The 26,723-nt window shown below is 66.8% G+C and carries 28 protein-coding genes; 12 read left to right on the forward strand and 16 right to left on the reverse strand.

From position 1 onward, the window contains the following. The first annotated feature begins 24 nt into the window (after positions 1-24). From hisD to QQA13_RS06500, 8 genes are all read left to right on the forward strand, one after another. Positions 25-1,323: a histidinol dehydrogenase gene (hisD, locus tag QQA13_RS06465; protein WP_108471421.1), complete on the forward strand. Its 1,299-nt coding sequence runs from the start codon at positions 25-27 to the stop codon at positions 1,321-1,323. Further along, on the forward strand, positions 1,320-2,381 hold the full coding sequence (hisC, locus tag QQA13_RS06470) for a histidinol-phosphate transaminase (protein ID WP_108471420.1): 1,062 nt from the start codon (positions 1,320-1,322) through the stop codon (positions 2,379-2,381). Before hisD ends, hisC begins: the two co-directional genes overlap by 4 nt. Continuing rightward, on the forward strand, positions 2,378-3,442 hold the full coding sequence (hisB, locus tag QQA13_RS06475; RefSeq protein ID WP_108471419.1) for a bifunctional histidinol-phosphatase/imidazoleglycerol-phosphate dehydratase HisB: 1,065 nt from the start codon (positions 2,378-2,380) through the stop codon (positions 3,440-3,442). The genes hisC and hisB overlap by 4 nt, the downstream gene beginning before the upstream one ends. Then, on the forward strand, positions 3,442-4,032 hold the full coding sequence (gene hisH / locus QQA13_RS06480; protein WP_108471418.1) for an imidazole glycerol phosphate synthase subunit HisH: 591 nt from the start codon (positions 3,442-3,444) through the stop codon (positions 4,030-4,032). Before hisB ends, hisH begins: the two co-directional genes overlap by 1 nt. Next, positions 4,029-4,757: a 1-(5-phosphoribosyl)-5-[(5-phosphoribosylamino)methylideneamino]imidazole-4-carboxamide isomerase gene (hisA, locus tag QQA13_RS06485; protein WP_108471417.1), complete on the forward strand. Its 729-nt coding sequence runs from the start codon at positions 4,029-4,031 to the stop codon at positions 4,755-4,757. The genes hisH and hisA overlap by 4 nt, the downstream gene beginning before the upstream one ends. Then, complete coding sequence (gene hisF, locus QQA13_RS06490) at positions 4,751-5,521, forward strand: imidazole glycerol phosphate synthase subunit HisF (protein WP_108471416.1); 771 nt, start codon at positions 4,751-4,753, stop codon at positions 5,519-5,521. Before hisA ends, hisF begins: the two co-directional genes overlap by 7 nt. Positions 5,522-5,540: 19 nt before the next feature. After that, positions 5,541-6,173 carry a bifunctional phosphoribosyl-AMP cyclohydrolase/phosphoribosyl-ATP diphosphatase HisIE gene (gene hisIE / locus QQA13_RS06495; protein WP_108471415.1) on the forward strand — a complete coding sequence of 211 codons (633 nt, stop codon included), beginning with the start codon at positions 5,541-5,543 and terminating at the stop codon, positions 6,171-6,173. A 67-nt stretch (positions 6,174-6,240) separates the two neighbouring features. Next, on the forward strand, positions 6,241-7,449 hold the full coding sequence (locus QQA13_RS06500) for a M48 family metallopeptidase (RefSeq protein ID WP_159082177.1): 1,209 nt from the start codon (positions 6,241-6,243) through the stop codon (positions 7,447-7,449). Between the two features lie 96 nt (positions 7,450-7,545). Here QQA13_RS06500 and QQA13_RS06505 read toward each other — a convergent pair whose 3' ends face one another. The 4 genes from QQA13_RS06505 to QQA13_RS06520 are packed head-to-tail and all read right to left on the reverse strand — an operon-like array spanning position 7,546 to position 10,500. After that, on the reverse strand, positions 7,546-8,538 hold the full coding sequence (locus QQA13_RS06505; protein ID WP_108471635.1) for a C13 family peptidase: 993 nt from the start codon (positions 8,536-8,538) through the stop codon (positions 7,546-7,548). Between the two features lie 21 nt (positions 8,539-8,559). Next, positions 8,560-9,246, reverse strand: coding sequence for an acireductone synthase (gene mtnC / locus QQA13_RS06510; RefSeq protein WP_108471413.1), 687 nt, complete (start codon positions 9,244-9,246; stop codon positions 8,560-8,562). A 55-nt stretch (positions 9,247-9,301) separates the two neighbouring features. Next, positions 9,302-9,853, reverse strand: coding sequence for a 1,2-dihydroxy-3-keto-5-methylthiopentene dioxygenase (locus QQA13_RS06515; protein WP_108471412.1), 552 nt, complete (start codon positions 9,851-9,853; stop codon positions 9,302-9,304). Continuing rightward, on the reverse strand, positions 9,850-10,500 hold the full coding sequence (locus tag QQA13_RS06520) for a methylthioribulose 1-phosphate dehydratase (protein WP_108471411.1): 651 nt from the start codon (positions 10,498-10,500) through the stop codon (positions 9,850-9,852). Before QQA13_RS06520 ends, QQA13_RS06515 begins: the two co-directional genes overlap by 4 nt. Before the next feature lie 165 nt (positions 10,501-10,665). Between QQA13_RS06520 and QQA13_RS06525 the strand changes: the two genes are divergently transcribed. Then, positions 10,666-10,998, forward strand: coding sequence for a high-potential iron-sulfur protein (locus tag QQA13_RS06525; protein WP_108471410.1), 333 nt, complete (start codon positions 10,666-10,668; stop codon positions 10,996-10,998). A 405-nt stretch (positions 10,999-11,403) separates the two neighbouring features. Here QQA13_RS06525 and QQA13_RS06530 read toward each other — a convergent pair whose 3' ends face one another. Both QQA13_RS06530 and QQA13_RS06535 read right to left on the reverse strand, forming a co-directional pair. Further along, positions 11,404-12,882 (reverse strand): amino acid permease, encoded by a 1,479-nt coding sequence (locus tag QQA13_RS06530; RefSeq protein WP_108471409.1) that lies wholly within the window; start codon positions 12,880-12,882, stop codon positions 11,404-11,406. Positions 12,883-12,976: 94 nt separating this feature from the next. Then, positions 12,977-14,506, reverse strand: a complete 1,530-nt coding sequence (locus QQA13_RS06535; protein ID WP_108471408.1) for an amino acid permease — start codon at positions 14,504-14,506, stop codon at positions 12,977-12,979. 166 nt (positions 14,507-14,672) lie between these two features. Here QQA13_RS06535 and QQA13_RS06540 point away from each other — a divergent pair, with 166 nt between their 5' ends. Continuing rightward, on the forward strand, positions 14,673-15,221 hold the full coding sequence (locus QQA13_RS06540) for an NUDIX hydrolase (RefSeq protein ID WP_108471407.1): 549 nt from the start codon (positions 14,673-14,675) through the stop codon (positions 15,219-15,221). Positions 15,222-15,230: 9 nt separating this feature from the next. Here the strand turns inward: QQA13_RS06540 and QQA13_RS06545 are convergent, their stop codons facing one another. The 5 genes from QQA13_RS06545 to msrA all read right to left on the reverse strand — a co-directional run bounded on the left by QQA13_RS06545 (position 15,231) and on the right by msrA (position 21,201). Further along, the gene (locus QQA13_RS06545) at positions 15,231-15,752 is read right to left on the reverse strand and encodes a 3-hydroxyanthranilate 3,4-dioxygenase (RefSeq protein WP_108471406.1); all 522 of its coding nucleotides are present in this window, start codon (positions 15,750-15,752) and stop codon (positions 15,231-15,233) included. Positions 15,753-15,861: 109 nt separating this feature from the next. Further along, positions 15,862-16,458, reverse strand: a complete 597-nt coding sequence (locus QQA13_RS06550; protein ID WP_108471634.1) for a fasciclin domain-containing protein — start codon at positions 16,456-16,458, stop codon at positions 15,862-15,864. A gap of 127 nt (positions 16,459-16,585) precedes the next feature. After that, entirely contained in the window at positions 16,586-18,475 is a 1,890-nt protein-coding gene (gene parE / locus QQA13_RS06555; RefSeq protein WP_108471405.1) for a DNA topoisomerase IV subunit B, read from the reverse strand. A 74-nt stretch (positions 18,476-18,549) separates the two neighbouring features. Further along, complete coding sequence (locus QQA13_RS06560; RefSeq protein ID WP_234411310.1) at positions 18,550-20,397, reverse strand: ABC transporter ATP-binding protein; 1,848 nt, start codon at positions 20,395-20,397, stop codon at positions 18,550-18,552. Between the two features lie 99 nt (positions 20,398-20,496). Further along, a complete protein-coding gene (gene msrA, locus QQA13_RS06565) occupies positions 20,497-21,201 on the reverse strand; it encodes a peptide-methionine (S)-S-oxide reductase MsrA (protein WP_108471632.1) in 705 nt (234 codons plus the stop codon). A gap of 129 nt (positions 21,202-21,330) precedes the next feature. Between msrA and QQA13_RS06570 the strand changes: the two genes are divergently transcribed. After that, positions 21,331-22,146, forward strand: coding sequence for an arylamine N-acetyltransferase family protein (locus QQA13_RS06570; RefSeq protein ID WP_108471404.1), 816 nt, complete (start codon positions 21,331-21,333; stop codon positions 22,144-22,146). On the opposite strand, the gene QQA13_RS06575 is transcribed toward QQA13_RS06570, so the two are convergent. From QQA13_RS06575 to QQA13_RS06585, 3 genes are read right to left on the reverse strand one after another with little or no spacing between them, the layout of a single operon-like run. After that, the gene (locus QQA13_RS06575; protein ID WP_108471403.1) at positions 22,143-22,370 is read right to left on the reverse strand and encodes an RNA-binding S4 domain-containing protein; all 228 of its coding nucleotides are present in this window, start codon (positions 22,368-22,370) and stop codon (positions 22,143-22,145) included. The two genes, QQA13_RS06570 and QQA13_RS06575, sit on opposite strands and share 4 nt — an antisense overlap. A 30-nt stretch (positions 22,371-22,400) precedes the next feature. Further along, positions 22,401-22,844, reverse strand: coding sequence for a barstar family protein (locus QQA13_RS06580; RefSeq protein ID WP_108471402.1), 444 nt, complete (start codon positions 22,842-22,844; stop codon positions 22,401-22,403). Further along, entirely contained in the window at positions 22,841-23,275 is a 435-nt protein-coding gene (locus QQA13_RS06585) for a ribonuclease domain-containing protein (protein WP_108471401.1), read from the reverse strand. The genes QQA13_RS06580 and QQA13_RS06585 overlap by 4 nt, the downstream gene beginning before the upstream one ends. A gap of 164 nt (positions 23,276-23,439) precedes the next feature. On the opposite strand from QQA13_RS06585, the gene QQA13_RS06590 reads away from it, so the two are divergent. Continuing rightward, a complete protein-coding gene (locus QQA13_RS06590; RefSeq protein ID WP_108471400.1) occupies positions 23,440-24,993 on the forward strand; it encodes an oligopeptide:H+ symporter in 1,554 nt (517 codons plus the stop codon). Here QQA13_RS06590 and QQA13_RS06595 read toward each other — a convergent pair whose 3' ends face one another. Continuing rightward, positions 24,994-25,827 carry a DUF72 domain-containing protein gene (locus QQA13_RS06595; protein WP_108471399.1) on the reverse strand — a complete coding sequence of 278 codons (834 nt, stop codon included), beginning with the start codon at positions 25,825-25,827 and terminating at the stop codon, positions 24,994-24,996. It abuts the gene before it with no gap. Further along, positions 25,824-26,618 carry a phosphatase PAP2 family protein gene (locus tag QQA13_RS06600; protein WP_108471398.1) on the reverse strand — a complete coding sequence of 265 codons (795 nt, stop codon included), beginning with the start codon at positions 26,616-26,618 and terminating at the stop codon, positions 25,824-25,826. The genes QQA13_RS06595 and QQA13_RS06600 overlap by 4 nt, the downstream gene beginning before the upstream one ends. Positions 26,619-26,723: the final 105 nt, after the last annotated feature.

A 26,723-nucleotide genomic window follows, 5' to 3' on the forward strand; every position in this document is an offset into this window, starting at 1 on the left:
GGTTGGCATGAAGAGCAGGCTCACATGAAACGTCTGGACTGGAACGCCCTGGATGAAACGGCGCGCCGCGAGGCGCTGGCTCGCCCCGCGCAATCGCGGGGCGACGAACTGCGCCGCGGCGTCGAGCAGATCATCGCCTCCGTGCGCGAAGGTGGCGACACGGCGCTACGCGAACTGAGCGCGAAATACGACCGCTGCGCACTGCAGGCGATCGCAGTGGACGAGGCCGAATTCGCCGCGGCCGAGGCTTCCCTCGATCCGGCCCTGAAAGCTGCGATCCAAGAAGCGGCAGCGCGCATCGAGCTGTTTCATCGCGCGGCGGCGCTGCAACCGGTGGCGGTGGATACCGCGCCCGGCGTGCGGGTGGAACGTATGCTGCGGCCGATCGGTCGGGTCGGCCTGTACGTGCCGGCCGGCAGCGCGCCGTTGCCGTCGACCGCCCTGATGCTGGGCGTACCGGCGCACATCGCCGGCTGCCGCGAAGTGGTGCTGTGCTCGCCGGCGCGCGCCGACGGCCGCTGCGACGAGGCGGTGCTGTATGCCGCGCGCCTCACCGGGGTGCACAAGGTGTTCAAGCTGGGCGGCGCGCAGGCGATCGCCGCGATGGCCTATGGCACGGAATCGGTGCCGAAGTGCGACAAGCTGTTCGGCCCCGGCAACGCCTGGGTCACCGAAGCGAAGCTGCAGGTGTCGTCCGATCCGGATGGCGCCGCGATCGACATGCCGGCCGGCCCGTCCGAAGTGCTGGTGATCGCCGATGCCGGGGCGAACCCGGTCTTCGTCGCCGCCGACCTGCTGTCGCAGGCCGAGCACGGGCCGGATTCGCAGGTGATCCTGCTGAGTCCGTCCGCCGGGTTGCTGGACCAGGCAGCCGCCGAGGTCGAGCGGCAATGCGCCGAGTTACCGCGTGGCGCGATCGTCAATCAGGCGCTGGCGCAGAGCCGGCTGATCGCCGTCGACTCGCTGGCGCAGGCGGTGGAAGTGAGCAACCGCTACGCGCCCGAGCACTTGATCTTGCAGGTCGCCGCGCCGCGTGCGCTGCTCGATGGCGTCGAGAGTGCCGGTTCGGTCTTCCTCGGCCAGTGGGCGCCCGAATCGGTGGGCGACTATTGCAGCGGCAGCAACCACGTGCTGCCGACCTACGGCTACGCGCGCAGCTACAGCGGCGTGTCGGTGGCCAGCTACCAGAAACAGATCAGCGTGCAGGAAGTCAGCGCGGACGGCTTGCGCAACATCGGCCCGTGCACCGCCACGCTGGCGGCGGCGGAGCAACTGGAAGCGCACCGCCGCGCGGTAACGCTGCGCCTGGAGGCTTTGGCATGAGCGTGCTCGATCTGGCGCGGCCGGAAATCCGCGCGATGCAGCCGTATTCCTCGGCACGGATGGAGGCGAGCGGCGGCGAGGTCCTGCTCAACGCGAACGAATCGGCGTGGGCGCCGGTGGGCGACGACGGCCTTGGCTGCAACCGCTACCCCGAACCTCAGCCTGCCGCCCTGGTCGACGCGCTGGCGGCACTCTACGGCGTTCGGCGCGAACAGTTGCTGATTGGCCGCGGCAGCGATGAGGCGATCGACCTGCTGGTGCGCGCGTTCTGCCGCGCCGGCCGCGACGCGATCCTGATCCAGCCGCCGACGTTCGGCATGTATGCGGTGTGCGCGCGGGTGCAGGACGCGGGCATCGTCGAGGTGCCGCTGGCGGCGGACGCTACGCTGGACGTGGATGCGGTGCTGGCCGCGCTGACCCCGGCGGTGAAGCTGGTCTTCATCTGCACGCCGAACAATCCCACCGGCCAGCCGGTGCCGCGCACCGAAGTGGAGCGGCTGGCGCGTACGCTGGCCGGCCGCGCGTTGCTGGTGGTGGACGAGGCCTACGTGGAGTTCGCCGACGAAGGCAGCGTGGCCGACCTGATCGACCGCTACGACAACCTCGCCGTGTTGCGCACCTTGTCCAAGGCCTGGGCGCTGGCCGGCGTGCGCATCGGCAGCCTGCTGGCGAACGCGGACGTGATCGCCCTGCTGCGCCGGATCATGGCGCCGTACCCGCTGCCGTTGCCGAGCGTGGACGCCGCGTTGTTGGCGTTGTCCGGCTGGGGCCAGGCGAATGCACGAGGGCATGTCACCATCGTGCGCGAGCAGCGTGCGCGGATGCTGGCGGCGCTGCGCCGGTTACCCGGGGTGCGCGAGGTGTTGCCGTCGCAGGCGAATTTCCTGGCCGTACATTTCGAGGATGCCGCCGCGGTGTATCAGAAGCTGCTGGCCGCAGGTATCGTGGTGCGTGATATACGCAAATATCCGAATCTCGGCGACGCGCTGCGCATCACCATCGGCACGCCGGCGGAGAACGAGCGCGTGCTGGCCGTCCTGCAGGAAACCAACCCGTGAGCCGCAAGATTCTTTTTATCGATCGCGATGGCTGCCTCATCGAGGAGCCGGCCGACGAGCAGATCGACAGCTACGAAAAGCTGGCCCTGCTGCCCGGCGTGATCGCCGCGTTGCAGCGCTTCGTCGCTGCCGGTTACGAACTGGTGATGGTGAGCAATCAGGACGGTCTGGGTAGCGACAGTTTTCCCGAGCCGCATTTCACCGGGCCGCACGAGCTGCTGCTGCGCATCTTCGCCTCGCAGGGCATCCGCTTCCGCGAGGTGCTGATCGACCGCAGCTTTCCGCACGAGGGCCTCGATACGCGCAAGCCCGGCGTCGGCATGCTGCGGCACTACCTCGCCGATGACGGCTGGAGCCGAGCGGCGTCGGCGATGGTGGGCGATCGCGAAACCGACCTGCAGTTCGCCGCGAACCTCGGCGTCCACGGCTTTCGCGTCGGCCCGCTCGGCACGAGCTGGGAGGCGCTGGCGCATCAGCTGCTGGATGCACCGCGCACCGCCACGGTGGTGCGCAATACAAAGGAAACCCGCATCACGGTCAGCGTCGACCTGGATCGGGTGGCCGAACCGCAGGCGCACACCGGCCTGGGTTTCTTCGACCACATGCTGGAGCAGATCGGCAAGCACGGCGGCTTCGCGCTGGAACTGGCTTGCGACGGCGACACCCACATCGACGAACACCACACCATCGAGGACTGCGCGCTGGCGCTGGGCCAGGCGCTGAAGCAGGCGCTCGGCGACAAGCGCGGCATCGGCCGCTATGGCTTCACCCTGCCGATGGACGAGGCGCAGGCCAGTGCTGCGCTGGATCTGTCCGGTCGGCCCTACTTCGTGTTCGAGGGCAGCTTCCCGCGCGAGCGCGTGGGCGAGGTGCCGACCGAACTGGTGCCGCATTTCTTCCGCTCGCTGTGCGAGACGCTGGGCGCGAACCTGCACCTGAGCGTACGCGGCGACAACGCGCACCACATGGTCGAGGCCTGCTTCAAGGTGGTGGCGCGCACGCTGCGCCAGGCGATTCGCCGCGAGGGCAGCGAACTGCCCAGCACCAAGGGCGCGCTGTGATGAACGTGGTGCTGGTGGACGCCGGCGGCACCAACATCGGCTCGGTGCGCTACGCGCTGCAGCGGCTGGGCGTGGACGCTGCGCTCACGTCGGACGCGGCGGCGATCCGTGCCGCCGACAAGGTGATCCTGCCCGGCGTGGGCGCCGCCGGTCCCGGCATGGCGCGGCTGCGCGAGCTGGGTCTGGTCGACGTGCTGCGTTCGCTGGAACAACCCGTGCTCGGCGTATGCCTCGGCATGCAGCTGCTGTGCGCGCACTCGGAAGAGGGCGGCACGGAGTGCCTCGGATTGATCCCGGCGCCGGTACGTCGTTTCACCGAAGCGCCCGGCCTGCGCGTGCCGCACATGGGCTGGAACCGACTGTCCGTGCGGCGGCCGCACCCGCTGCTGGCCGGCCTGGGCGACGACGACCAAGCCTATTTCGTGCACAGCTACGCGGTACCGGTCGGCGACTGGACCCTGGCCACGGCCGACTACGGCGGCGCGTTCTCGGCGGTGATCGCACACGGCAACTTCCATGGCATGCAGTTCCATCCCGAGCGCTCTGCTGCCGTCGGCGCCCGACTGCTGAAGAACTTTCTCGAACTATGAACTTCGACGTGATTCCCGCGATCGACCTGCGTGGTGGCCGGGTGGTGCGCCTGAAGCAGGGCGACTACGCGCAGCAGACCACCTATGCCGCCGATCCGCGCGCGCTGGCGCGGCGCTATGCCGAGGCCGGCGCGCGCTGGCTGCACCTGGTCGACCTGGACGGTGCGCGCTCAGGCAGCCTGGCCAATCTCGCGGTGATCCAGGCCATCGCCACCGATGGCATGCAGATCCAGGCCGGCGGCGGCGTACGCTGTGAAGATGACTTGCGCCGGCTGTTCGACGCCGGCGTGCAGCGCGTGGTGCTGGGCAGCGTGGCGATCCGCGAGCCCGAACTCGTGGCTGGCTGGCTGGACAGCCATGGCGCCGACAGGCTAACCCTTGCGCTCGACACCCGCCGCCTCGATGGTCGCTGGAGCCTGCCCAGCGCGGGCTGGACCGAAGTCGAAGCACTCACGCTGGACGAGCTGGCGCCGTGGTACGCCGCGCGCGGCGCGCGCCACCTGCTGTGCACCGACATCGACCGCGACGGCATGCTCGCCGGCTTCAACCTCGATCTCTACCGCCATCTCGCCGCCACGGTGCCGACGCTGGCCGTGCAGGCCTCCGGCGGCGTGCGCTCGCTGGACGACATCCGCGCCGCGCGCGAAGCCGGCGCGCGCGGCGTGATCCTCGGTCGTGCGCTGCTGGAAGGTCGCTTCACCGTCGGGGAGGCCCTGGCATGCTGAGCCGCCGCATCATTCCCTGCCTCGACGTGCGCGACGGCCAGGTGGTCAAGGGCGTGCGCTTCCGCGACCACGTGGTGATGGGCGAAATCGTCGACCTCGCGCTGCGCTACCGCGACGAAGGCGCCGACGAGCTGGTGTTCTACGACATCACGGCCAGCCCCGAAGGGCGCAGTGTGGATCGCGGCTGGGTCGAGAAGGTCGCACGGGCGATCGACATTCCGTTCTGCGTGGCCGGCGGCATCCGTTCGGTGGACGAGGCACGCGCGGTGCTGCATGCGGGCGCCGACAAGATCTCGGTGAACTCGCCGGCGCTGGAGCGTCCCGCACTGATCGACGAACTGGCTGCCGCGTTCGGCGTGCAGTGCGTGGTGGTCGGCATCGACTCGCTGCGCGACGCCGACGGCGAGTGGCGCGTGCGCCAGTACACCGGCGACCCCGCGAAGACCCAGGCGCTGTCGCGCCGAACGCTGGACTGGCTGGTCGAGGCGCAACAGCGCGGCGCCGGCGAGATCGTATTGAACTGCATGGGCAGCGACGGCGTGCGCCGGGGGTACGATCTGGAACAGCTTTCCGCGGCCCGCGCGCTCTGCCGCGTGCCGCTGGTCGCCTCCGGCGGTGCCGGCGAGCTGGAACATTTCCGCGACGCCTTCATCGAGGCTGACGTGGATGGTGCGCTGGCCGCCAGCGTGTTCCACTCCAGTGCGATCGCCATCCCCGCACTCAAGCACTACCTGCGCGAGCAGGGCGTTCCGGTACGTCGGTAAGCCAGGAGGAATGACAGCGATGAGCGACAACACTGATACCAGCCGCCTCGACTGGGCCAAGGGCGACGGCCTGTTGCCCGCCATCGTGCAGCATTGGCTGAGCGGCGAAGTGCTGATGCTCGGCTACATGAACGCCGAGGCGCTGGCGCAGACGCAAGCCAGCGGCCACGTCACCTTCTACAGCCGCAGCAAGCAACGCCTGTGGACCAAGGGCGAAAGCTCCGGCCACGTGCTCGCGCTGAAGTCGATCCGCATCGACTGCGACGCCGACACCTTGCTGATCCAGGCCGCCCCGCAGGGGCCGACCTGCCATCTCGGCACCTCCAGCTGCTTCGGCGACAGCGCCGACGTACGACCTCCGCTCGGCTTTCTCGCCGAACTCGATGCCCTGGTCGAGCAGCGTTACGCTGAACGTCCGGCCGGCAGCTACACCACCCGGCTGTTCGATGGTGGCATTCGTCGCATCGCGCAGAAGGTGGGCGAAGAAGGCGTCGAGACTGCGCTTGCTGCGGTGGCGCAGGACGATGCCGAGCTGCTGGGTGAGGCGGCGGACCTGGTCTATCACTTGATGGTGCTGCTGCGTGCGCGGGAACTCGATCTGGCACAGGTGGTTTCGCAGTTACAAGCGCGGCACGGCGAGATCAAGTCCTAGCTGGCATCGATAGATTGCCCTAGACTGGCGAGGCGCATCGGGGATGTGCCTTCAGGGAGACCATCTAGTGAACGACCTCGTCTACAAGAACGAGACGACGTTGCGTGCGATCGCGCTCGTTCTGTCTATCGTCATCTGGCTGTTGCTTCTGTTCGGCACCGTCGGTGTGTTGTTGATTTACCTATTACTGTTCGCGCTGTTTGCGGTCATTGCGCACTCGGCGCTGATCGCGCACTTGCGCGGCAATGCGATTCGTATCAGTTCGAGGCAGATGCCCGAGCTGTATCAACGTCTGTCCGACTGTGCGCGCAAGCTTGGCGTGCGGGAGCTCCCGGAGGCGTATCTGGTCAATGGGAACGGTGTGTTGAATGCCTTCGCAATGCGTTTCCTTGGGCGCAATTTCGTCGTGCTGCTGTCGGATGTGGTGGAGAGCTTCGAAGCCCGACCGGGGGCCCTGAATTTCTACATCGGCCACGAACTTGGTCATCTGCGCAGGCATCACCTGACCTGGGCGAAGGTGTTGGCCCCAGCGATGTTCCTGCCGTTGATCGGCGCAGCCTATTCGCGCGCACGCGAATACACCTGTGACCGACATGGTCTGGCCGTCTGCGAGAATCCAGAGGATGCCCAATACGGGCTGGTCACGCTGGCTGCCGGCAAACGCCTCTGGCGCGAAGTCAATCTGGCGGACTACAGCGAGAGCGCGACGGCGGCGCCGGGCTTCTGGATGTCGTTGCACGAGCTGGTCGGCGACTATCCCTGGTTGAACAAGCGCCATGCGTGGCTGCGTGCGCTCGCCGAGCAACGCAAGCCGAAGCTTGGGGCGCGCAATCCATTCGCCTATCTGATCAGCCTGATCTTGCCGCGTGTGCCCGGGTTGGGTATCGGCGGTGGACTGATCGTGATCGCCTACATCGCGATCCTGGCAGCGATCGCGATTCCCGCGTATCAGGATTATCTGGGGCGTGCGGCCTTGAACGTGGCAATGGCGGACAGCACTCCCTATCGCGAGGCGGTGGCGCAATTTGGCGTCAGTCACCAAGAGTGGCCCGATTCGATCGGGCAGCTTGGCCTGGCGCCGTTTGCCGGCGATTCCAGCGTGTCCAGCATCACGCTGGGCAGCCATGGCGCGCTGACCGTCAATTTCATCAGGTCGCCCGTGCGCGGCCACGCGCTGTTGCTGACGCCATATGTCCGCGACAACACGGTCCACTGGTCATGTGGTGGTGACGTTCCCGCCAAGTGGTTGCCGCCGATTTGCCGCACTCAGCAATAGGCGGTCTGCACATCAAGGCGACTTGACGACACGCCGCCGGATGCGGGCCGCACAAGCAAGCCCGCGTGAGGTGTGCCTCCAGCGTTGGGTGCCGCTTCAGCGGGCGACGGCTTTCGTGGCCGGCGGCTTGAATGCTACCGGCGGACCGGCCACGATATTCTTGCGCCACAAGGCAAGCTGTTCGGTAATGCCGCTGCCGATGTCGATCTGCGGTTCCGACGGGGTGAGCTTGTCCTGCTGCTCCCAGCGGCTGATCTGGATGCTGGCCTGTTTGAACGAGTCGACGAAATTGTCGGTGTGGTTCAGCGCGTCGACCAGCCAGGCCTTGCCGAAGTAGGTAATGTTCGAGTCGCTGCCGCAGCCGAACGAGCTGCGGTCGGCGCGGGCGGCGGTGAGCACCAGGGTACCGGGGCCGCGCAGCGGCGGCACGAAGCCGCCGGAATAGCAGGCGTTGACCACCAGTACCTTCCACTTGAACGGGTGCATGGCCAGGATGCTGGCCAGGTCGCTGGCGCCGAGCTGGTCCAGTGGTAGCGGGTCCATGTCCAGCAACAGGGTGTGATCCTCGCTGCCGTGGCTGGTGAGGTACAGCAGCAGGATGTCCTGGTCCGGTTGCATCGTCTTGCCCAGGCCGTCAAGCGCGGTTTCCAGATTGCTCCAGCTGGCCAGCGGCCGGGTGGTGAGCGTGGCCGGGTTGTTCTCCAGCACCAGGCTGTGGGCGCTGGCGCCGAAGCGCTGGGCGAACAGCCGTGCCGCGTATTCGGCCTCGTTGTGGAACACGTCCTCGCTGCCATCGCCGGCGATGGCCAGCAGGTACAGGTTCGGCTTGCCGGGCACTCGCGGGCCGAGTTCGGCCAGCGCGTTGCGCATCATCCGTGGCTGCGCGTACAGCACCTGTTCCGGGGTGGGAGCCTGGCTGGGCCAGCGGTCGACATCGGCGTCGTCCTCTGGCACGGCGTCCGATGCCATGCTGTCGGGCGTGGTGGCGGCATGGCTGGCGGTCGATGGCATCGCCAGGTGGCCGGACCACCAGGTCGCCAGCAGCACCCCGGCGGCGAACGCGAGCAGGACGGTCAGGGTGCTACGCATGGTGGGGCGCATGCGGCGGTTTCACGGCGTGATCGCGTCGAAATCGCGATAGACCGCATGGCGCGGCGCGTTGGGCAGCGTCTGCAGCTCGCGCACCAGCCAGCCGGTGTGGAAGCCGGCCGCCTGTGCGGCGTCGAGTTCCTCCACGATGTCGGACAGGAACAGCAGGTGCCGGGGCTGCTCGTCGATCGCTTCGGCGATGCGCCGGTAGGATTCGGATTCGCGCTTCGGCCCGGTTTCGGTATCGAAGTAACCGGCGAACAGCGCGCCCAGGTCGCCGGCTTCGCTGTGCTGGAAAAACAGTTTCTGCGCCGGCACCGAGCCGGAGGAATAGACGTACAGCCGCAGCCCGTCCGCGCGCCAGTCGCGCAGTCGCGCTGCCACTTCCGGGTAGACGTGGGCACGGTAGTCACCGGCCTCGTAGCCGTCCTTCCAGATCATGCCCTGCAGCGCCTTCAGCGCGGTGGATTTGCGGTCCTGGTCGATCCACTGCAGCAGCAGCTCGATGATGTCCTGGCGGCTGGCCTCGACCAGCCCGGCCTCGCGGGCCGCCTCATGCAGCCAGTGCTGCACCTCGGGCTTGTTGCCGTGGGTTTCGACGAAGGCGGGCAGCCGCTTGCGCGCGTATGGGAACAGCACGTCGCGGACGAAGTCGATCGAGCTGGTGGTGCCCTCGATGTCGGTGACGATGGCGCGGATTTCGATCATGGCTTCGGGATCCGGGGTCCGAGGTTCGGGAAGAGCATCGCCCGCGAGCGGGCTCCTACACGGCAGGCGCCATGCGCGGGAAGCGCGAGGCGATGTCGTCGCCGGTGAAGTTGGCCACCCAGCCTTCCTTGTTGGTGAACAGCCGGATTGCCACGAAGTAGGGCGATTCGCTCATGTCGAACCAGTGGCGGGTGCCGTCGGGTACGCCGATCAGGTCGCCCTGTTCGCACAGGATGTCATAGACCTTGCCGCCGAGGTGCAGGGTGAACTGGCCGGCGCCGGCGACGAAGAAGCGCACCTCGTCCTCGCTGTGGGTATGTTCGCTGAGGAATTTCTGGCGCAGCGTCGCGCGGTCGGGGTGATCGGGAGCGAGGCTGATCACGTCCACGGCCTGGTAGCCTTCCTCGCGCATCAGCCGGTCGATGTCGCCGCGATAGGCGGCAATCACCTCGTCCTGGCTGGCGCCTGGGGCAATCGGCTGGCTAGCTTCCCATTGCTCGAAGCGGACGCCCGCCTTGCCGAGCTCCGCGGCGATGGCGGCGTGTTCGTCGATCACCACCAGCGGCGATTGCGGTCGGGTTTCGTCGAAGATGCGCAGGCGGCTCATGATGCCCTCAGTCTTTTCAGGTCAAGTTCGCAGCCGAGCAGGAACTCCAGCGCTTCCAGATGGCGCTGCGTCTCGGCCATGTTGCGGCCCCAGGTATAGATGCCGTGACCGTCGATCAGGTAGGCATGCAGCGGCTTGCCTGCATCCAGCCAGGCGTCGACCAGGGCCACCAGTTCGGGCATGTGCTGGGTGTTCGGGAACACCGGGATCTCCAGCACGCTTTCGTGGGTGCGGTAACCGCTGATCGCCTTCTGCAGCTCCCAGCCCTGCAGTCGGATCACGCCCTCGCCGGCGAACAGCCGCGACGCCACGCTCTGCGTGCGCGAGTGGGTGTGCAGTACCGCGTTCATTTCTGGCCAGCGCCGGTAGATCTGGGTGTGCAGCGCCGTTTCGGCGCTCGGCCTGGCATCGGTACCGACGGCATGGCCATCCAGGTCGATCAGCATGATGTCGTCGCGGCCGAGCCTGCCCTTGTGCCGGCCAGATACCGTGATTGCCGCGTGGCTTGCATCGACCCGCATCGAGAAGTTGCTGCTGGTCGCCGGCGTCCAGCCCAGCACGGACAGCTCGCGCGCGACGTCGGCAATGGCATCGGCGCACTGCTCGAACACGTTGGCGGGGATCGTGGCTGGGAGGATCTGGCTCATGCGATTTGGACGTCCAAATGAGCGTCAACTATAGCATGCGTGTGCTCGCCGCCTGACCGTAATGAGAGCCATTCTCGCAAGTCAGGAAAAATTTTGGCGCCGGGCGTAACATCGGCGCGGATCTGGCGCAGGGTGTGCCGGACAGATTCCGACGGAGGCTTGCCCATGTCGAAAGAACAAGATATCGAATCGCGTCGCCGGTTCCTCAAGGTGGCTGCTGGCACAACGGCGGCGGCTATGGTCATCGGTAGCTTGCCGCGCTTTGCACGGGCGGCGGATCTGCCGCCGGTGAGCGAGTCGGATCCGACCGCGAAGGCATTGGGCTATGTGGAAGACGCCACGAAGACCGCCAACGCGAAGCACAAGGCCGGCGACGACTGCACCAACTGCCAGTTCTACAGTGGCGGCCCCACCGGTCGCGGTCCGTGCCAGTTGTTCCCGGGCAAGTCGGTGAATGCGAAGGGCTGGTGCGTGTCGCACACGTTGAAGAAGGCCTGATCGCACCACGATCACACAGGTTGCATGGAAAGGGCCGGCTCATCGCCGGCCTTTTTCGTTGTCGTTGCGTGAACCGGCAAAGGAAGGGCGGCGAGGCGCGGACAAAAGTGCGGCCCGGACACATCAGGGTGAGGAGCTACCCACCTGACGCGCCGAGCCGCGATCCGGGGCCCACTGCCAAGTGATCAACCCGCGGACTGAGGATGATACTCCCGAGTTCGCAGAAAGGGCGATCGCTCCCTCGATTTCTCTTGAAAAGTTCTCGTTAAATAAAATTGAAACAATGAGTTACGTGAAAATTTTCAAGACATGTAGAGAATTTTCTCATTCTTCGATGATAGTCGAATTTATGCATATTTGAGGTTGATTCGATGATTTTCATCGACGTTCGATGAAAATAGTGATTTATCGTGCTGCGGAGTCTTCCGTGGTGCCACGCAGGTGGCTGTGCCGGTTGCCGTAGCTGAAATAGATCACCAATCCGAGGAGGGTCCAGGCGACCATCAGCGACCAGTTGTACCAGGCCATGGTGGACAGCAGGGCGAGGCAACTGAGGATGCCGAGCGTGCAGACCACCGGTGCGAACGGCACGCGGAAGGTGCGTGGCAGCTCCGGCCGGGTATGCCGCAGGATCCACACGCCCGCGCAGACCGCCATGAACGCGATCAGCGTGCCCATCGAGACCAGGTCGCCCAGCACGTCCAGCGGGAAGATCGCCGCGAGCAGGGCAATGCCGGCGCCGGTGATCAGCGTATTCAGGTGCGGCGTGCGATAGCGCGGATGGATTCGCGTGAACACCTTCGGCAGCATGCCGTCGCGGCCCATGATCATGAAGATGCGCGGCTGCGCGATGATCATCACCAGCACCACCGACGACAGGCCGAGCAGTGCGCCGACCTCCACCAGCCAGCGCAGCCATTCCAGTTGGGGATGCCCTCGCAGCGCGGTCACCACCGGCTCGTCGGTGCCGAGCAGGGTGTACGAGCTGAGGCCGGTCATCACCGCGGCCATCGCGATGTACAGCACGGTGCAGATCGCCAGCGAGGCCAGGATGCCGATCGGCAGGTCGCGCTGCGGATTGCGCGATTCCTGCGCCGCCACCGAGGTGGCCTCGAAGCCGATGTAGGCGAAGAACACCATCGCCGCGCCGCGCAGCACGCCGCCCCAACCGTATTTGTAGTGGCCCTGCGACTCGGGCACGAACGGGGTCCAGTTGGACGGGTCGACATAGCGCCAGCCGACCACGATCACCAGGGTGATCAGGCCGACCTTGAGCGCCACCATCGCGGCGTTCGCCAGGCTCGACTCGCGGATGCCGACGTAGCAGATCCAGGTCAGCAGCAGGATCAGCACCACCGCCGGCAGGTTGAACAGCGCACCGGTGGCAACCAGCTGGTGGTCGGCGGTGAACGCCAGCGGCGCATTGGTCAGTGCCGCGGGCAGGCTCAGGTCCATGTTGAAGGTGCTGCCGATATGCTGGAGCAGGCTGAGGAAATAGCCGGTCCAGCTCACCGCCACCGCCGAGGCGGACACGCCGTATTCCAGCACCAGGTTCCAGCCGATGAACCACGCCATCAGTTCGCCAAGGGTGGCGTAGGCGTAGGAATAGGCGCTGCCGGAGACCGGGATCAACGTGGCGAATTCGGCGTAGCACAGCGCGGTGAACGTGCTGCAGATCGCCGCCAGGATGAAGGACAGGATCACCGCCGGGCCGGCGTGGTCGGCCGCGGCCTGCCCGGTGATCACGAAGATGCCGCCGCCGATCACCGCACCGATGCCCAGCGCGGTCAGTCCCCATGGCCCCAGGGTGCGGCGCAGGGTGGGGCCGTGGCTGTCGTCGGGTTCGTTGAAGTCGGTCTTGCGGGCGAGCAACTGCTTGAGCATGGGAAGTCGTCTTCGAAAGCGGGTGTGCGGTGCTGCCTGGCGGGCATCACAAACGCAGCGGCCGGCGTGATGTGCGCCGGCCGCTGATGGCTCGTCAGTGGGCGGTCTGCCGCAACTTGCTGTTGCGGTAGCCGTAGAAGGCGTAGATCAGGAAGCCGATGGCGATCCAGCCGAGCATCAACGGCCAGCGCACCTGGAAGGCCTGCCAGAACAGGAACAGGCAGGCGAGGGCGCCCAGCGGGCATACGATCCACGGCAGTGGCACACGGAATGCGCGGGGAATATCCGGGCGGGTACGACGCAGGACCAGCACGCCGATGCATACGGTGGCGAAGGCCAGCAGGGTGCCCATCGAGACCAGGTCGCCGAGCACGTCCACCGGGAACAGGCCCGCCAGCGTGGCAGCGATCACGCCCACGATGATGGTGCCGATATACGGCGTGCGGTGTTTCGGGTGCAGGCGCCCCAGTGCCGGCGGCAGCAGGCCGTCGCGCGACATCGAATAGAAGATGCGCGGCTGGCCCATCAGCATCACCAGCACCACCGAACTCAAACCCGCGAGGGCGGCGAACACCACCAGGATCTTCAGCGCGCCCAGGAGATAGCTGGACGCGCTGCCGGCAGCGACGGTGCCGAGCACATAGTTGATCGCGGTAGCGACCGGCTCGGGCGTATTGAGCATGCGGAACGGCGTGGTGCCGGTCATCACGGCAGCCATCGCCACGTACAGCACGGTGCAGATCAGCAGCGAACCGAGGATGCCGATCGGCATGTCGCGCTGGGGGTTCTTCGCCTCGCCCGCGGCAGTGGAAACCGCGTCGAAACCGATATAGGCGAAGAACACCAGGGTGGCGCCGCGGTAGATGCCGCTCCAGCCGAACTTCGAGCCGCCTTCGTTGGCCGGAATGAACGGATGCCACAGGTCGGCGTTGATGTAGTTGAACATCACGACCAGGAACAGCAGGATCACGATCACCTTGATCGCCACGATGATCGCGTTGACGGTCGCCGACTGGGTGATGCCGAGATAGCACAGCCAGCTGATCGCGCTGACGATCAGGATCGCCGGCAGGTTGATCAGGGCGCCGGTGAAAACCAGCTTGTGGCCGCCTTCGGCGAAGGTGAGCGGAGCCGAGGAGAGCGCTGCTGGCAAGTTGAAATTCAGCCCCGACATCGAGCTGAGCATGCGCAGCATTTCGCCGAAGTATCCCGACCACGCCACCGCCACGGTCGATGCCGCGAACAGGTATTCGAGCACCAGCGCCCAGCCGACGAACCAGGCAACCACTTCGCCGAGGGTCGCATAGGAATACGAATAGGCGCTGCCGGACACCGGCAGCATCGCGGCGAACTCGGCGTAGCACATGCCCGCCAGCCCGCAGGCGACGGCGGCAATCAGGAAGCTGATGATCAGCGCGGGTCCGGCGAACTGGGCGGCGGCGGTACCGGTGATGGCGAAAATGCCCGCACCGATCACGGCGCCGATACCAAGCATCACCAGATGCCGGGCAGTCAGTACGCGCTTGAGGGTGACCTCGCCCTCCGAACTGCCTTCGACGGGCTCGCCCGCATCCACGCGAGGCATCGCCTCGATTGCGTGAGTGGCAAACAGACCTTTTATCATCAAGCTCCCCTCAAGTGATTTTTGCCCGCTTCCGCTCTGCGGCGGATGGGTGCTACAGGCGGGCAATGGCGGGCCAACATAGCCCAGCGATAGATGATGTACAAGCTTCGTTCATGTTGCGGCGAAACATGCCGTGACGAGTTTCAACCCGCTTCGACGGACGCCCATGCAACAGCCAGCCATCGTCATGATCGACGCCATCCGGCACTACCGTGACCAATGGCAGGGGGAGGCCGCGGTCGCCGCGCAGTTCGAGACGTTCCTGCATACGCATGCGGATGCCTTCGAGCGCAGCAACGCGATCGGCCATTTCACCGGCTCCTGCTGGCTGGTCAGCGCGGACGGTGCGCGCGTGTTGCTGATGCATCACCGCAAACTGGATCGCTGGCTGCAACCAGGCGGCCACGCCGATGGCGATATCGACCTGGCGCGGGTGGCGTTGCGCGAGGCGCAGGAGGAAACCGGCGTTGCCGGCCTGCGCGTCGAAGGCGGCATCTTCGATATCGACCGCCATCGCATCCCGGCCCGCGGCAGCGAGCCGGAGCACTGGCATTACGATGTGCGTTACGTGGTACGTGCGGGTGGGGATGAGTCGTTCGTGGTCAATGCCGAATCGCGCGCGCTGGCATGGCGGCCGGTGAACGAGGTGGCCGCTGACGAGACACTCGACACGTCGTTGCGGCGGATGGCGCGCAAGTGGCTGGCGAAAACGTAGGCTGCGCTTCTACAGGTATTTTCCCGGGGCGGGATGCACCTGGCCGCAGGCGCCGCAGGTGCGCGCCTCGCGTGAGCCGTAGAAACGCTCGAACACCGGCGGGAAATCCTGCTCGATGCTGGCGAGGGTGAAGTACTCCTCGTACAGCTTGTGATTGCACTGCTCGCAGAACCACATCAGGCCATCTTTCTCGCCGGGCAGACGGCGGCGCTCGATCACCAGCCCGATGGAGCCGGCGGCGCGGTTTGGCGAATGCGGCACGCATGGCGGCAGGTAGAAGATCTCTCCGGCGCGCAGCGGGATGTCGCGCGCCACGCCGTCGTCCTGCACCTTCAACGTGATCTCGCCCTCGAGCTGATAGAAGAACTCGGGGCCTTCATCGTAGTGATAGTCGGTGCGCGCGTTCGGGCCGCCCACGATCATGATGATGAAGTCGCCGTCGACGATGCACTTGTTGCCCACCGGCGGCTTCAGCAGGTGACGGTGTTCGTCGATCCAGCGTTCAAGATTGAGTGGCGGCAGCAGGGCCATGCGTCGTGCTCGCGGAAAACCAGTTCGCACGATAACCCTGCCATCGCCACAAAAAAAGCCGCCCGGCGTTCACCGGGCGGCAGCAGCAAGACGATCTTGGCGGGAGTTGTTACGGCATCAACACCTTGTCGATCACGAAGATCTCGCCGTTCGACTGCGTCACATCGGCAATCGTGATGTTGGCCACATTGCCCTTGGCATCGGTGACAGTCCACTTGCCATCCTTGCCGGCGACGGTGATCGAGTCGCCCTCGACTGTTTTCAGCATCGCCTTGCCGCCATGCGCCTTCGCCAGTTTTGCCAGGTCGTGCGCCGTGTATTTTCCGGGCACCACGTGGTAGGTGAGCACCTTGGTCAGGGTGGCCTTGTTCTCGGGCTTCAGCAAGTTGTCGACCGTGCCTGCTGGCAGCGCGGCGAATGCCTCGTTGGTCGGCGCGAATACGGTGAACGGACCCGGGCCTTCGAGTGTTTCGACCAGGCCGGCAGCCTTCACCGCGGCCACCAGCGTGGTGTGATCCTTCGAGTTCACCGCGTTCTCGATGATGTTTTTCGACGGATACATCGCGGCCCCGCCGACCATCACGGTTTTCTGCATGCTCATCGACGAATTCATCTGTCCGGCCATGGCCATCGGCACTGCGGCTGCGGTGGCTAGTGCCAGGGAAAGGCCCATAGCCAGGGTGCGCATGCGGGAATGAGTCTTCATGAAGTTCTCCAGGATTTTCCGCTTCGCGGATTGGAAGCGCCTGTAGATACGCGGCATCCATCAGAACGGATGCAATGCGGCTGCCCGGAGTTCCGTGACGTGGAATCCAGGCGGCGACGCAGGGCGTTCAGACCTCGAGCGTGGCGAGGTCGCCTTTCTCTTCCAGCCAGGACTTGCGGTCGCCGGCGCGTTTCTTGGCCAGCAGCATGTCCATCAGCTTGGCGGTGCCGTCGTCGTCGCCGACGGTGAGCTGCACCAGGCGACGCGTGTCCGGATGGATGGTCGACTCGCGCAGCTGCGGCGGGTTCATCTCGCCGAGGCCCTTGAAGCGGGTGGTGCTGACCGCGCCCTTCATCTTCTCGCGCTCGATCCGCTGCAGCATCGCTTCCTTCTCGCTCTCGTCCAGGCAGTAGAACACCTGCTTGCCCACGTCGACGCGGAACAGCGGCGGCATCGCCACGAACACGTGGCCTTCGCTGACCAGCCGCGGGAAATGCCGCAGGAACAACGCCGACAGCAGGGTGGCGATGTGCAGGCCGTCGGAGTCGGCATCGGCCAGGATGATCACCTTGCCGTAGCGCAGGCTGGACAGGTCGTCCTTGCCCGGGTCGCAGCCGATCGCCACGGCCAGGTTGTGCACTTCCTCCGAGGCCAGCACCGAGGTCGATTCGACTTCCCAGGTGTTGAGGATCTTGCCGCGCAGCGGCAGGATCGCCTGGAACTCCTTGTCGCGCGCCTGCTTGGCACTGCCGCCGGCGGAGTCGCCCTCGACCAGGAACAGTTCGGTGCGGCTGAGGTCGGTCGCGGTGCAGTCGGCCAGCTTGCCGGGCAATTGCGGGCCCTGGGTGATCTTCTTGCGCACGATCTGTTTGGCCGCCTTCAGCCGTGCGCTGGCGCGTTCGATCGCCAGTTGCGCGATGCGCTCGCCCATCTCCACGTGCTGGTTGAGCCACAGGCTGAAGGCGTCGTGGATGACGTTCTCGACCATGCCGGCGGTCTGCCGCGAGGACAGTCGCTCCTTGGTCTGGCCGGCGAACTGCGGGTCCTGCAGCCGTGCCGACAGCACGAACGACAGCCGCTCCCACACGTCTTCCGGCGCCAGCTTCACCCCGCGCGGCAGCAGGTTGCGGATGTCGCAGAACTCGCGGATCGCGGTGGTCAGGCCGGTGCGCAGACCGTTGACGTGGGTACCGCCCTGCGCAGTGGGGATCAGGTTGACGTAGCTCTCCTGCACCAGCTCGCCTTCCGGCAGCCAGGCCAGCGCCACTTCCAGGCCTTCGACGTCGCGTGCCATGTGGTGCACGAACAGCTCGTTCGGCAGCGCCTCGATGCCGTCGAGTTCGCCGCGCAGGTAATCACGCAGGCCGTCCTCGTAGTGCCACTCGACGACTTCGCCCGAGGCTGCGTCGGTGAGCTTCACGTTGAGGCCGGCGCACAGCACGGCCTTGGCGCGCAGCAGGTGCTTGAGCTTGCCCAGCGAGATCTTCGGCGAGTCGAAATACTTCGCTTCCGGCCAGAAGCGCAACGTGGTGCCACTGCGCTTTTTTGGCACCGTGCCGATCACTTCCAGCGGGCTGATCTTGTCGCCGTGGGCGAACACCATCTGGTACTCGGAGCCGTCGCGGCGGATCGTGACTTCCACGCGGTCGGACAACGCGTTGACCACCGACACGCCGACACCGTGCAAACCGCCGGAGAAGTTGTAGTTCTTGCCGCTGAATTTGCCGCCGGCGTGCAGCCGGGTCATGATCAGTTCGACACCGGAAACGCCTTCCTCCGGGTGGATGTCCACCGGCATGCCGCGGCCGTCGTCGCTCACTTCCACCGAACCGTCGTCGTGCAGCACCACCTCGATGCTTTTCGCGTGGCCGGCCAGCGCCTCGTCCACCGAGTTGTCCACTACCTCCTGCACCAGATGGTTCGGCCGGGTGGTATCGGTGTACATGCCGGGGCGGCGTTTGACCGGATCCAGGCCAGAGAGGACTTCGATGTCGGCGGCGTTGTAGCGACTGCTCATGCGGGTGTTTCGATCAAGACAAGACGACAAAGCATGGGGCGCGCGGGCGGCGATGGTCAAGCCGACTGCCCGGATCAGCGGTAGCCCTGTGCCTGCAACGAGAACAGCTGCGCATAGTGCCCGCCCAGCGCCATCAGCTGCTCGTGGCTGCCGTGCTCGACGATGCGGCCATCCTGGATCACGATAATCTGGTCGGCCATGCGCACCGTAGAGAAGCGGTGCGAGATCAGGATTGCGATGCGCCCGCCCGCCAATTCGCGGAAATGCTCGAAGATGGTGGCCTCGGCGGCGGCGTCCATCGCGGCGGTGGGTTCGTCCAGCACCAGGATGTCGGCGCGGGAGCGCATGAAGGCGCGGGCCAGCGCGATCTTCTGCCACTGGCCGCCGGAGAGCTCGCGACCGTCGTTGAACCACTTGCCCAGCTGGGTCTCGAAGCCGGCGGGCAGGCTGTCGATGAAGTCGCTGGCCATGCCCTTGTCGGCGGCTTCGCGCCAGCGCATCTCGTCGTCGAAGTGGGTGACGTCGCCGGCCCCGACGTTCTCGCCCACGCGCATCTGGTAGCGGGCGAAGTCCTGGAAGATCACGCCGATGCGCTGCAGCAGCACGGCTTCGTCCCACTCGCGCAGGTCGGTGCCGTCGAGCAGGATGCGGCCGCTGTCGGGCGTGTACAGGCGCGTGAGCAGCTTGATCAAGGTGGTCTTGCCCGAGCCGTTCTGGCCGACCAGGGCCAGCGATTCGCCGGGGCGGATGTGCAGGTCGATGTCGCGCAGCGCTGGCTCGCTGGCGCCGGGGTAGGTGAAGCTGACTTGCTCGAAGCGGATGCCGTCCTCGGGCTTCGCGCCGCGCTGCGCCATGCCGGTCGCCGGCGGCACCGGGGTTTCCAGGTACTCGTACAGCGTGGAGAGGTAGAGGTTGTCCTCGTACATGCCGCCGATCGCCGACAGCATCGCCGACACCGCCGACTGGCCCTGGCGGAACAGCGCCAGGTACATCGTCATCTGGCCCAAGGTGATGCGGGCCATCACCGTGCTGGCGGCGATCCACGCATAGGCGCCGTACAGCGCCAGCGTGCCCAGCAGGCCCAGCACGAAACCCCAGCCGTCGCGGCGCACGGCGAGGTCGCGATCGGCGCGGTACAGGCTGTGGAAGATGTCGCGATAGCGCTGCAGCAGCAGCGGACCGAGGCCGAACAGCTTCACTTCCTTGGCGTGGTCCTCGCGCGCCAGCACGGTTTCCAGGTAGAGCTGCATGCGTGTTTCCGGCGAACGCCAGCGGAACAGGCGGAACGCGTCGCCAGAGAACTTGGTCTCGGCGAAGAACGAGGGCAGGCCGGCCAGCAGCAGCACCGCCACCGCCCACGGCGAGAACTGGAACAGCAGGCTGCCGTAGCTGAGCAGCGAGATCGCGTTCTGGCCCAGTCCGAACGTGCGCGTGACCAGCGACAGCGGCCGGCTCGACGCCTCGCGCCGGGCGCGGGTCAGCTTGTCGTAGAACTCCGAATCCTCGAAGTGCGCCAGCTCCAGGGTCAGCGCCTTCTCCAGGATCATCACGTTGACGCGCTGGCCCAGTTGCGCGCGCAGCAGCGACTGGCACAGCGACAAGCCACGTTGCGCACCGGCCAGCGCCGCCACCAGCACGCCTTCCAGCGCTACCCATTCGAAGGCCGATCGCAGCGGTGCATGGCCGTTGGCGGCCCATAGACGACTGGCGGTCACCACCGCGTCGACGATGTGCGCACCGACGTACGCGATGCCGGCGGGCAGCAGGCCGGCAATCAGGGTGAGCGCGGCCAGCGCGACGGTCAGCGCATGGCTGGTGCTCCATACCAGTTCCAGTGCGCGCCCGCTGTAGCGGAACACGCCCAGGAAGCTGCGCGCGAGTTCGCTCGATTCGGCGGGTTCGGGGGAGTGGTGGGGCGGCACGTGGAGAGTCGTCAGGCCGTGGGCGTCGTTTGCGCGGAACTCCCGAGATGGGGGCCGCGCCGCTTCACGCAAGATGGGAGGCGTGCCGCCTCGCCCAAATCAGTGCAGCTGAACTTCCACCACTTGTCGGTCCGGCTGGTACAGCGCCGGGAACAGCTGCTTCAGCTGCGCCACCTTGGGCGCGTCGTTGTAGACGATGTACGGGTTGTTCGGATGCCGCTGGAAGTAATGCTGGTGGTACGCCTCGGCCGGGTAGAACCCCCGCAGCGGCACGAGCTGGGTCACGATCGGCGCCGGGAAGGATTTCGCCACGCCCAGTTGCGCGATATAGGCACCGGCGATGCGCTGCTGTTCGGCGTTGCCGTAGAAGATCACCGAGCGATACTGGCTGCCGACGTCCGGGCCCTGCTGGTTCCGTTCGGTGGGATCGAGCGCGACCGAGAAGAACACCTGCAGCAGCGTGCCGTAGCTGACCTCGGCCGGGTCGAAATGCACCTGCACCGACTCGGCATGGCCGGTGTCGCCTTCGCTGACCTCGTCGTAATGGGCTGTATCGGCGTTGCCGCCGGAGTAGCCCGCGATCACCCGATGCACGCCCTTGACGTGCTCGAACACCGCCTCGATGCCCCAGAAGCAGCCGCCGGCCAGCACCGCGACCTGTTCGCCGTGGGCAACGGTTTTGCGGGCATCGACGGTCGGCGCCGGGAGCGTGCTGCTGGCGGCGGACACCGGCGGGCAAGCGCTCACACCCAGCATGAGCAGGGCGGCCAGCGGCATGATGTGGAGTGTGCTGCGACGGATCATGTTGCGCCTCGCCGGCATGGCCATCGGGTGGCCGATACCTGCTCTTCGCCGGGCGTATGCCATCGGTTACCTGTGCGGCGGTGGCCGGCCCGGTACCATCATTGTCCATCGGTTTCACGGAGTTTAGGGATGCACGGTTCCATCGATCTGGGCGCCTACCTGCGGCGCGTCGGCTGGCACGGCAGTGTGGCTGCCGACCTGGCCACCCTGCGCGGCCTGGCCGTGGCGCACGTGGCGGCGATCCCGTTCGAGAACCTCAACCCGCTGCTCGGCCTGCCGGTCGAACTGGATACGCCGGCGCTGGAGCGCAAGCTGGTGCACGATGGCCGCGGCGGCTACTGCTTCGAGCAGAACCTGCTGTTCGCCGCGGTGCTGCGCACGATCGGTTTCGAGGTGTCGGGGCTGATCGCGCGCGTGCTGTGGCAGCACCCGGAGGATGCCGTCACCGCGCAGACCCACATGTTGCTGCGCGTCGAGCTGGGTGGTGAAAGCTGGCTGGCGGATGTCGGCTTCGGCAACCAGGTGCTGACCGGTGCGCTGCGGCTGCAGGCCGACGTGGAACAACCGACCGGCCATGAACCGTTCCGGCTGGTCGAGCGCGACGGCGAATGGCGCATGCAGTCATTCGTGCGCGGGCAATGGTTCACGCTGTACCGCTTCGACCTGCGGCGTTGCGAGATGGTCGACTACGTGGTGGCCAACCACTACGTCTCCACGCACGCGGCCTCGCGCTTCCCGCGCAACCTGATCGCGGCGCGCACCACCGCCGACCGGCGCCTGAGCCTGCTCAACCGCGAATTCACCATGCGTCGGCTGGGCCAGGAGCCCGAGCGGCACGCCTTGCGCGACAGCGCCGCGATACGGCGCGTGCTGGAGGAAGAGTTCCTGTTGCGCCTGCCCGCGCACACCGGCCTGGACCAGCGGCTGGACAGCCTGCCGGGTTAGGCCTCGGGATCAGCCAGTACGCGGATCTCCACGTCGTCGATGGCGACCACCTGGCCTGCACGGATCTTGCAGGTCTTGCGCAGTTCCATGACGCCGTCGACGCGCACCGCGCCGCTGGCCACGATCGCCTTGCCGGCACCGCCGCTGTCGCACAGGCCGACCAGTTTCAGCAGCAGGTTGAGCTCGACGTAGTCGCCTTCCAGTTCAAAGTCGATGGTTTGCATGGTTTTCCGGAATGAGGGGGAAGGCCGCGTTCAGGCGGACGGATGATCTTCGTCGAACGCGCTGTCGGGCAGCGCCAGGAACGCGAACCACGGTGTGTCGTGATCGCCACCGAAGGTGGCGGCGTCGTCGAGGATGCCAAGCAGGGTGTCATAGTCGGCTGCGGCGGACTGGCGCAATTCGTCGACGTGCTCGAACAGCAGCACGTAGCCCCAGGCCGGCAGCCAGCCGAGGTCGCGCAGGCAGTCGGCCAGGGCGTCCCAGTTGTGGCCGAAGCTGGCCGGCAGCTGCAGCGAGACGGCGAGCCGGCGCAGCAGTTCGTCCTTGTCGCGGCAGCCGGCCAGGTCGGTGCGGCACACATGCAGTTGTGCCTCGCCGGCGCCGCGGGCCAGTCGCCCCAAGTCGTCGGCGCCGACGAAGTACACCCCGTTCATGGCGGCGCGGGTCAGGTCGAGGTCGAAGCCGTGCGTACTCATCGGCCCGCCTCGAAACGGCGAAAACTGCGGTAATGATCGTCGGTGTAGTACCAGGTCACCGGCGGCGTGCCGCCGGTGATGATGCGTCGCGCGCCGCGGTTGCGTGCGCCGGGCGTTTCCACCGTGTACTCGTGGTAGTAGCCGCGCGGCTGCTGCGGCAGCAGGCCTTCGTAGTTGCCGAACACGGCGCCGTCCTGGCTGTGCTCGAACGGCCCGCCGCGGGCGATCCGGTCCAGCGTGGCGTGCGCCTCCGCCGGCAGGAAGGCGGAAGCGTCGGTGCCGGCAGGGCGGTCCGGCGCGCGGGGCGATGCGCTGCTGTCCGCGCTTGCCGCCGGGCCGGTGCTGGCCGGCGGCGTGCTGGCGTGGCGGTTCCACATCACCACCGCGAAGACGATGAATGCCAGCAGGATCAGTGGTTTGAGTTGGCGCATGTGGATTGGTTGGCGGTGGATGCGCCGCGAGCTTAACAGGGCGAAGCGACGGGCCACGCGAGAGACGTTGCCCATGGGGTTTCGTGACCGCAAGAAATTGCGCACACTCCAGTGGACCCGTGGATGCGGCGCCGCCCGCCGCCCACCCGATCCCTGGAGTATGGATGAGCACCACCCCCGACCACGCCGGTGGGCGCCTGCCGCGGCAGATTGCCTACATCATCGGCAATGAAGGCTGCGAGCGTTTCTCGTTCTACGGGATGCGCAACATCCTCACCCCGTTCCTGATCACCACCTTGCTGCTGTACCTGCCGGAAGGACAGCGTACGCTGGCGGCGAAGGACGTGTTCCATACCTTCGTGATCGGCGTGTACTTCTTCCCGCTGCTGGGCGGCTGGCTGGCCGACCGTTTCTTCGGCAAGTACAACACCGTGCTGTGGATGAGCCTGGTGTACTGCCTCGGCCATGCCTGCCTGGCGATCTTCGAGCACAACCGCCTCGGCTTCTTCACCGGGCTGGGGCTGATCGCGCTGGGTGCGGGCGGCATCAAGCCGCTGGTGGCGTCGTTCATGGGCGACCAGTTCGACCGGTCGAACAAGCACCTGGCGAAGGTGGTGTTCGACGCGTTCTACTGGATCATCAACTTCGGCTCGTTCTTCGCCTCGCTGTTGATGCCGCTGTTCCTGCACCACTTCGGCGCGGCGGTGGCGTTCGGCATTCCCGGCGGCCTGATGTTCGTCGCCACCGTGGTGTTCTGGCTGGGCCGCAAGCAGTACGTGATGTTGCCGCCGACGCCGCCGGACCCCAACGCGTTCTCGCGGGTGCTGCGCACGGCGCTGCTGACCCATCGGCCCGGCCAGGCACGGCCCGGTTTGTGGATCGCGGTCGCTGGTGTGCTGGTGGCGCTGGCCGGTTTCGGCCTGATCGACTCGCTTGGCTTCGTGATCGTGGCTTGTCTCGCCCTGGTGGCGCTGATTGGCGGCGTCGGCGGCGGCGCCTGGCTGCAGATGGAGCGCGCCCGCGGCCAGCATCCGGACGCGGCGGTGGACGGCGCACGCAACGTGCTGCGCGTGCTGGTGATCTTCGCGCTGACCACGCCGTTCTTCTCGCTGTTCGACCAGAAGGCTTCGACCTGGGTGGTGCAGGGCCACGGGATGACCATGCCGTCGTGGTTCCATGCCGCGCAGATGCAGGCGCTGAACCCGATGCTGGTGATGCTGCTGATCCCGTTCAACAACCTGGTGCTGTACCCGCTGCTGCGCCGCCTCGGCTACGAGCCCACCGCGCTGCGCCGGATGACCGCGGGCATCGCGTTCAGCGGCCTGGCGTGGATCGTGGTCGGTGGCCTGCAGGTGGTGATCGACGGCGGCGATCCGCTGTCGATCGTGTGGCAGGTGCTGCCGTACGCGCTGCTGACGTTCGGCGAGGTGCTGGTCTCGGCGACCGGGCTGGAGTTCGCCTACAGCCAGGCGCCGGCGTCGATGAAGGGTGTGGTGATGAGTTTCTGGAACCTCACCACGACCATCGGCAACCTGTGGGTGCTGCTGGCCAACGCGGCGGTGCGCAATGAAACCGTCACGGGTTCCATTGCCAGCACGGGGCTCAGCGTCACCGCGTTCCAGATGTTCTTCTTCGCCGCGTTCGCGCTGCTCGCCGCGCTGGCGTTCGGACTGTATGCGCGGCGCTATCGCGAGGTGGACAACTACCGCGCCGGCTGATCAGCCGGAAGCATCCACGCGCGACTGCAGCGCCATCGCCGCGGCGGGATTGCGGTGCTTGGCGGCACTGATGAAGAACACGAACACGTCGCGCGGCGGCCCCGGTGGCTGCAGCGCGGCGGCGTGCGGCAGTTCGGCGATGTCGTTGCCCGCAGCCCAGCGGCGCGCGTGGTCGGCCCAGCGATCCAGTTCGGCCGGCGCGTAGCCGGCGGGGAACTCGTCGGCGCTGCGCATCAGCCGCGCATAGGCGAAGTCGCCGGTGAGGTCGGCCAGCGAGGGGTAGTCGGGCGAGTCGGTGAAGACGGTCGGCACGCGATGCACGCGCGCCAGTTCCACGTAGCGTGCGTCGAGGAAGCTGGCGTGGCGCACTTCCAGCACGTGGCGCAGCGGCCGGCCGTCCAGTTCGCGCGGCAGCGCGTCGAGGAAGGCGGCGAGGTCGCCGGCGTCGAACGGGCGCGACGGCGGCAGCTGCCACAGGATCGGCCCCAGCCGGTCGCCCATCTCCGCCAGCCCGCCGTGCACGAAGCCGCCGACGCCCTTGCCGGTGTCGGCCAGCCGCTTGCCCTCAGTGATGTAGCGCGGCGCCTTCAGCGAAAACACGAAACCGGCCGGCGTCTCGGCCGCCCACTTCGCGTAGGTCGCCGGCTTCTGCGCGCCGTAGAACGTGCCGTTGATCTCGATCGCGCGCAGCTGGCGGCTGGCGTATTCCAGTTCGCGCCGCTGCACCAGTTTGGCGGGATAGAAATTGTCGCGCCACGGCGCGTAGTTCCAGCCGCCGATGCCGACGCGGATGCGGGGGGCGTCGTGACTGGCGGGGGCGAACAGGTCGTTCATGGCAATGTCCTCGTTGCCGTCATGCGCAGGTGTTCGGCAGCGCCGATGCACAGCACCAGCCACGCCGCACCGGCGGCATAGCCGGCCATCACGTCGCTGAAATAGTGCACCTGCAGCAGCACGCGGCTGATCCCGACCACGCCGACCAGCAGCACGGCGGCGGCGATCACTGCGCGGTGGAAGCGCGGCGGCAGCAGACGCAGTAGCACGTAGGCGAGCATGCCGTAGAACACGATGGAACCGAACGCATGGCCGCTGGGGAAACTCCAGCCGGGTTCGACGATGAAGCCGTGGTCATGCAGCGGCCGCACCCGTTGGAACAGCGCCTTGAGGCCGCCATTGATCGGCAGGATGCCGAGCAGGGCCACCACCCAGATGCCTGCCAGCTGCCAGTGCCGGCGCAGCAACAGCAGCAGGGCCACCACGGCGGCCGTGGGGGCCACCCACCACAGGTCGCCGAGATGGGTGACCACGGCGATGCCGCGCAACACCGGCAGCGGCAACTGCGTATGCAGGTGCTCGGCCAGGTCGGTGTCGAAGCGCGCCAGCTCGCCGGCCTGCTGGCCGGCGACCGCGGAGGCGATGGCGAGGAACAGCAGGGCCAGTGCCAGCAGCAGGATCAGCCCGATCTGCCAGCGCAGCACGATGGCGGTGCGGCCGCGGGCCAGTGCTTGGCGCTGCCAGCGTGCGTTATGTTGCCAGGCGAGGTCGCCGGCCAGCAGGGCCAGCAACAGCAGCAGCGCCCACAGCCGCAGGGCGTGGGCGGCGATCCATTCCACCATCGGGTCCATCGCGTTCCTCGGTCGGACGTGGCCGCGCGGCGCGGCATGCTGGCGCCATGATCGGTGCTGCGGCATGCGGCGTCGAGCCGTGACTTCCAGCGCTGGCCTTGCCCC

The sequence above is a fragment of the Rhodanobacter thiooxydans genome (assembly GCF_030291135.1).
GTDB lineage: Bacteria > Pseudomonadota > Gammaproteobacteria > Xanthomonadales > Rhodanobacteraceae > Rhodanobacter > Rhodanobacter thiooxydans_A.

Coding starts and splice junctions, on each gene's coding strand:
- QQA13_RS06540 (WP_108471407.1), top strand. CDS start 14,673: ATGCAACAGCCAGCCATCGTCATGATCGACGCCATCCGGCACTACCGT.
- QQA13_RS06585 (WP_108471401.1), bottom strand. CDS start 23,275: ATGCGCCAACTCAAACCACTGATCCTGCTGGCATTCATCGTCTTCGCG.
- QQA13_RS06530 (WP_108471409.1), bottom strand. CDS start 12,882: ATGCTCAAGCAGTTGCTCGCCCGCAAGACCGACTTCAACGAACCCGAC.
- QQA13_RS06535 (WP_108471408.1), bottom strand. CDS start 14,506: ATGATAAAAGGTCTGTTTGCCACTCACGCAATCGAGGCGATGCCTCGC.
- QQA13_RS06580 (WP_108471402.1), bottom strand. CDS start 22,844: ATGAGTACGCACGGCTTCGACCTCGACCTGACCCGCGCCGCCATGAAC.
- QQA13_RS06520 (WP_108471411.1), bottom strand. CDS start 10,500: ATGAGCCAGATCCTCCCAGCCACGATCCCCGCCAACGTGTTCGAGCAG.
- QQA13_RS06515 (WP_108471412.1), bottom strand. CDS start 9,853: ATGAGCCGCCTGCGCATCTTCGACGAAACCCGACCGCAATCGCCGCTG.
- hisH (WP_108471418.1), top strand. CDS start 3,442: ATGAACGTGGTGCTGGTGGACGCCGGCGGCACCAACATCGGCTCGGTG.
- mtnC (WP_108471413.1), bottom strand. CDS start 9,246: ATGATCGAAATCCGCGCCATCGTCACCGACATCGAGGGCACCACCAGC.
- hisF (WP_108471416.1), top strand. CDS start 4,751: ATGCTGAGCCGCCGCATCATTCCCTGCCTCGACGTGCGCGACGGCCAG.
- QQA13_RS06575 (WP_108471403.1), bottom strand. CDS start 22,370: ATGCAAACCATCGACTTTGAACTGGAAGGCGACTACGTCGAGCTCAAC.
- QQA13_RS06595 (WP_108471399.1), bottom strand. CDS start 25,827: ATGAACGACCTGTTCGCCCCCGCCAGTCACGACGCCCCCCGCATCCGC.
- QQA13_RS06545 (WP_108471406.1), bottom strand. CDS start 15,752: ATGGCCCTGCTGCCGCCACTCAATCTTGAACGCTGGATCGACGAACAC.
- QQA13_RS06550 (WP_108471634.1), bottom strand. CDS start 16,458: ATGAAGACTCATTCCCGCATGCGCACCCTGGCTATGGGCCTTTCCCTG.
- hisC (WP_108471420.1), top strand. CDS start 1,320: ATGAGCGTGCTCGATCTGGCGCGGCCGGAAATCCGCGCGATGCAGCCG.
- hisD (WP_108471421.1), top strand. CDS start 25: ATGAAACGTCTGGACTGGAACGCCCTGGATGAAACGGCGCGCCGCGAG.
- QQA13_RS06505 (WP_108471635.1), bottom strand. CDS start 8,538: ATGCGTAGCACCCTGACCGTCCTGCTCGCGTTCGCCGCCGGGGTGCTG.
- QQA13_RS06600 (WP_108471398.1), bottom strand. CDS start 26,618: ATGGACCCGATGGTGGAATGGATCGCCGCCCACGCCCTGCGGCTGTGG.
- QQA13_RS06590 (WP_108471400.1), top strand. CDS start 23,440: ATGAGCACCACCCCCGACCACGCCGGTGGGCGCCTGCCGCGGCAGATT.
- QQA13_RS06570 (WP_108471404.1), top strand. CDS start 21,331: ATGCACGGTTCCATCGATCTGGGCGCCTACCTGCGGCGCGTCGGCTGG.
- hisA (WP_108471417.1), top strand. CDS start 4,029: ATGAACTTCGACGTGATTCCCGCGATCGACCTGCGTGGTGGCCGGGTG.
- hisIE (WP_108471415.1), top strand. CDS start 5,541: ATGAGCGACAACACTGATACCAGCCGCCTCGACTGGGCCAAGGGCGAC.
- parE (WP_108471405.1), bottom strand. CDS start 18,475: ATGAGCAGTCGCTACAACGCCGCCGACATCGAAGTCCTCTCTGGCCTG.
- msrA (WP_108471632.1), bottom strand. CDS start 21,201: ATGATCCGTCGCAGCACACTCCACATCATGCCGCTGGCCGCCCTGCTC.
- QQA13_RS06525 (WP_108471410.1), top strand. CDS start 10,666: ATGTCGAAAGAACAAGATATCGAATCGCGTCGCCGGTTCCTCAAGGTG.